This is a genomic window from Rhodococcus sp. P4_B6 (genome assembly GCF_056402215.1).
Map to the genome: position 1 here is coordinate 1 of NZ_JBFUHV010000341.1, position 3,901 is coordinate 3,901.

Sequence of the window (3,901 nt, forward strand, 5' to 3'; positions counted from 1 at the left end):
ACCATCATCTGCTGGGCGATGGGGCTGACCCAGCAGACGCATGGGGTGGCGACCATTCAGGACGCGGTCGCGTTGTTGCTGATGCGGGGGATGATCGGCAAACCCGGCGCTGGGGTGTGCCCGGTCCGCGGACACTCCAACGTCCAGGGTGACCGGACGATGGGGATCTGGGAGAAGATGCCCGAGTCGTTCTTGGCCGCGTTGGACGCCGAATTCGGGATCCGCTCGCCGCGCGAACACGGCCTGGACGCGGTCGACTCGATTCGGGCGATGCGGGACGGGAAGGCGGCGGTGTTCGTCGGGATGGGCGGCAACTTCGTCTCCGCGACGCCGGACACCGAGACCACCGAGGGCGCACTGCGTAATTGTGCGTTGACGGTGCAGGTGTCGACGAAACTGAACCGCTCCCACCTGGTGACCGGGCGAACGGCGCTGATCCTGCCCTCGCTCGGCCGCACCGACAAGGACATCCAGTCCGGGAAGAAGCAGCAGGTCACGGTCGAGGATTCGATGTCGATGGTGCACCTGTCCCGCGGCGGCCTCACACCCGCGAGCGAGCATCTGCGCAGCGAGGTCGCCATCGTCTGCGGGATCGCGCAGGCCTTGTTCGGTCCCGACCATTCGGTGCCGTGGGCGGAATTCGCCGCCGACTACGACCGCATCCGCGATTCCATCGCCCGGGTGGTTCCCGGGTTCGAGGACTTCAATGCCAGGGTCCGCCAACCCGACGGGTTCGGGTTGCCGCACCCGCCGCGGGACGAGCGCCGCTTCGACACCACGACGGGGAAGGCGAACTTTGTCGTCAACGAGTTGTCCTGGGTGCCGGTCCCGGCGGGCAGGCTGATCCTGCAGACGATGCGGTCGCATGATCAGTACAACACCACCATCTACGGCCTCGACGACCGCTACCGCGGCGTCAAGGGCGGACGGCGGGTGCTGTTCATCGCCCCCGAGGACATCGCCGCCCTCGGGTACGCCGACGGGGACCGGGTGGACCTGATCTCCGAGTGGGAAGCCCCGGACGGGACGGTGCAGGAGCGCCGCGCCGACGACTTCCGGTTGGTGCCGTACCCGACGCCGCGGGGGAACGTCGCCGCCTACTACCCGGAGACGAATCCGCTGATCCCACTCGATCACGTGGCCCGCAAGTCGAACACCCCGGTGTCGAAGGCGATCACCATCCGTCTCGAACGGCGACCCTGATGGGGCGTGTGACCACCCGGACCCCGGTCACCCGGATCACCGACACCCGGCAGTCCACCCGACCGGACACCGTGGTGGTGGAGGAGCCGCTCGAGATCCGGGTGAACGGGACACCGCTGGCGGTCACCATGCGCACCCCCGGTTCCGATATCGAACTGGCGCAGGGGTTTCTGCTGACCGAGGGCATCATCGCCGACCGCGCGGACATCGCGTCGATCCGCTACTGCAACAGCGTCGACGACAACGGTGTCAACACCTACAACGTCCTCGACGTGGACCTCGCGCCTGGGGTGTTCCTGCCCGACACCGGTATCGAACGCAACTTCTACACCACCTCCTCGTGCGGGGTGTGCGGGAAGGCGTCGCTGGACGCGATCCGGCAGCGGACGAAGCACTCACCGGCCACCGACACGGTGCGGGTGCCGGCCGCGACGATCGCGGAGCTGCCCGACCGGTTGCGGGCGGCGCAAAAGGTGTTCGAGACCACCGGGGGCCTGCACGCGGCCGGATTGTTCACCCGGACCGGGGAACTGCTCGCGATCAAGGAGGACGTGGGGCGGCACAACGCCGTCGACAAGCTGATCGGCTGGGCCACCGAAGAGAACCGGGTCCCGCTGCGGGGAAGCATCCTGCTGGTGTCCGGCCGGGCGTCGTTCGAACTGGCGCAGAAGGCGGTGATGGCCGGGATCCCGATCCTCGCCGCCGTGTCCGCACCGTCGTCGCTGGCGATCGACCTCGCCCACGACACCGGCCTCACCCTCATCGGGTTCCTCCGCGGCACCACCATGAACATCTACACCCACCCCGCCCGCATAACCGCTGTCCGGCGCTGACAGCGCGCCAGAACGGTGATCGTCCTCTGGACCGGTGCTCGCGCAGTTTATGACGATGACAGTGGCGCTCCTTCCGTTGCGCCGCAATCCAATCGGAACGTCCGTCGTCCCCATCCCACCGACGGATGTTCTGGCGATGCCTTCGGAACAGGACGCCGAGTAGAAGAACAGCTACAGGCGAGCCGTGGCCAGCCCCACGGCGAATCCCAATACGCGATGGCGATCGAAATTGCTACCGGATGCGCCACAGCGCACATGCTTCTAGAGGGTGGACACGAAGGTGACGCGTTCGGTGACGTTCCATCGCGCACTGCCGACCATGCATCCAGAAGACATTATTTGGCTGTGGCCTCGCAGTAAGCCTGATCCGTTAGAGGGATGCCCGCGCCGATAGCCCAAAAGCCCCGATCAGCGTCATGTGCGCCCGGACTCCTCACCTAGACGTGGACATTCCCTCCCTGCGACCGGTATGCCGGAATCTAGAATGGGGTAGTCACATCTTGAGGAGACCCGATGGGCAGGCGGCGGACCGCGCGGACGCGGTGTATCGGCGAACCGGTCACGGCGGCATGAGGGCCAGCCATGCCGGASGACCCCACCGASAACACCCAACGYCAGGTCGATGMGGACATCGTCGCGGAGCTGGCGGCCGAAGGCTTCGAGGACGCCAGCATCGCCGGCCGCGGCGGGTTCGGCATCGTGTACCGATGCCGCCAACCAGCGCTCGACCGGTTGGTTGCCGTCAARGTGCTCAGCCCCGATCCGGACCACATGGATCGCGCACGTTTTCTGCGCGAGCAGCAGGCCATGGGGAGACTGTCCGGGCACCCGAACATCGTCCACGTCCTGCAAGCCGGMATCACCTACACCGGACGCCCCTACATCGTGATGCCGTTCCACCGCCGCGACTCCCTSGACTCCTGGATCACCCACCACGGTGCCTTGACGACCGCCGAGACACTGGCCGTCGGMGTCAAACTCGCCGGCGCCCTCGAAACCGCRCACCGCGGGGGAGTGCTGCATCGCGACRTCAAACCGGCCAACATCCTGCTGACCGAATACGCYGARCCGCAATTGACCGACTTCGGCATCGCCCGCATCACCGGAGGTGAGGARACCACGCAGGGCCTGGTCGCCGGATCCCCCGCCTACACCGCYCCGGAACTGCTCAGCGGMGCCGACGCGTCCACCGTCACCGACGTCTACGGACTCGGTGCGACACTGTTCACCGCACTCGCCGGCCGGCCGGCCTATGCCCGACGCCGCGGGGAACAGGTCTTCGCCCAACTCCTGCGCATCGGCWCSGAKCCGTTGCCCGATCTKCGCGASSAGGGAGTTCCCGAGGCCGTGTGCGAGGTGATCGAGTCGGCCATGGCCCGGGACCCAGCYSAACGCCCCAGGACCGCTGCGRACCTGGGCGGGGCGCTGCGRGAGGCGGGCGAACACATCGGCCTCGCCATGGCGGACATYCCGCTTCCACTCGTCGGTGACGACGACCGTCCCTTCCGACCCACGGACGAGATCAAGGTCGGYGTGTCGGACTATCTTCGATACCGCCGCRGTAACGGGACGCGTCGAGATCTCCCCCCACCACCGAGCGCTTCCACCAAGTACCGCCCGCCGGTTACACCGGGGGCAGCGGTGGCGCGTACGCACCTGCTCGAGCGACTGCGCGGCAGCGGTCGCCGGCGCCTGGTGCTGATTCATGCACCCGCGGGATTCGGCAAGAGCACACTGGCCGCCCAACGCCTGGAGGCATTGCGGAGTGACGGTGTGGCGACCGCCTGGCTGACGATCGACAATGACGACAACACGCTCATCTGGTTCCTCACCCACCTGATCGAGTCCATCGCCGTCGCACAACC

The 3,901-nt window shown here is 67.2% G+C and carries 3 protein-coding genes; all 3 read left to right on the forward strand.

The window, feature by feature from the left end:
* Positions 1-1,203, forward strand: a 1,203-nt coding sequence (locus tag AC1DWT_RS49985; protein WP_477926143.1) for a molybdopterin dinucleotide binding domain-containing protein, incomplete at its 5' end; no start/stop codon positions are given.
* Positions 1,203-2,036, forward strand: a complete 834-nt coding sequence (gene fdhD / locus AC1DWT_RS49990) for a formate dehydrogenase accessory sulfurtransferase FdhD (protein WP_477926144.1) — start codon at positions 1,203-1,205, stop codon at positions 2,034-2,036. The genes AC1DWT_RS49985 and fdhD, both read left to right, overlap by 1 nt.
* Before the next feature lie 582 nt (positions 2,037-2,618).
* Positions 2,619-3,901: serine/threonine-protein kinase (locus AC1DWT_RS49995; RefSeq protein ID WP_477926145.1), on the forward strand; the 1,283-nt coding region annotated here is incomplete at its 3' end.

Excerpts from the sequence above, each read along its gene's own strand:
- fdhD (WP_477926144.1), top strand. The coding sequence starts at position 1,203 with ATGGGGCGTGTGACCACCCGGACCCCGGTCACCCGGATCACCGACACC.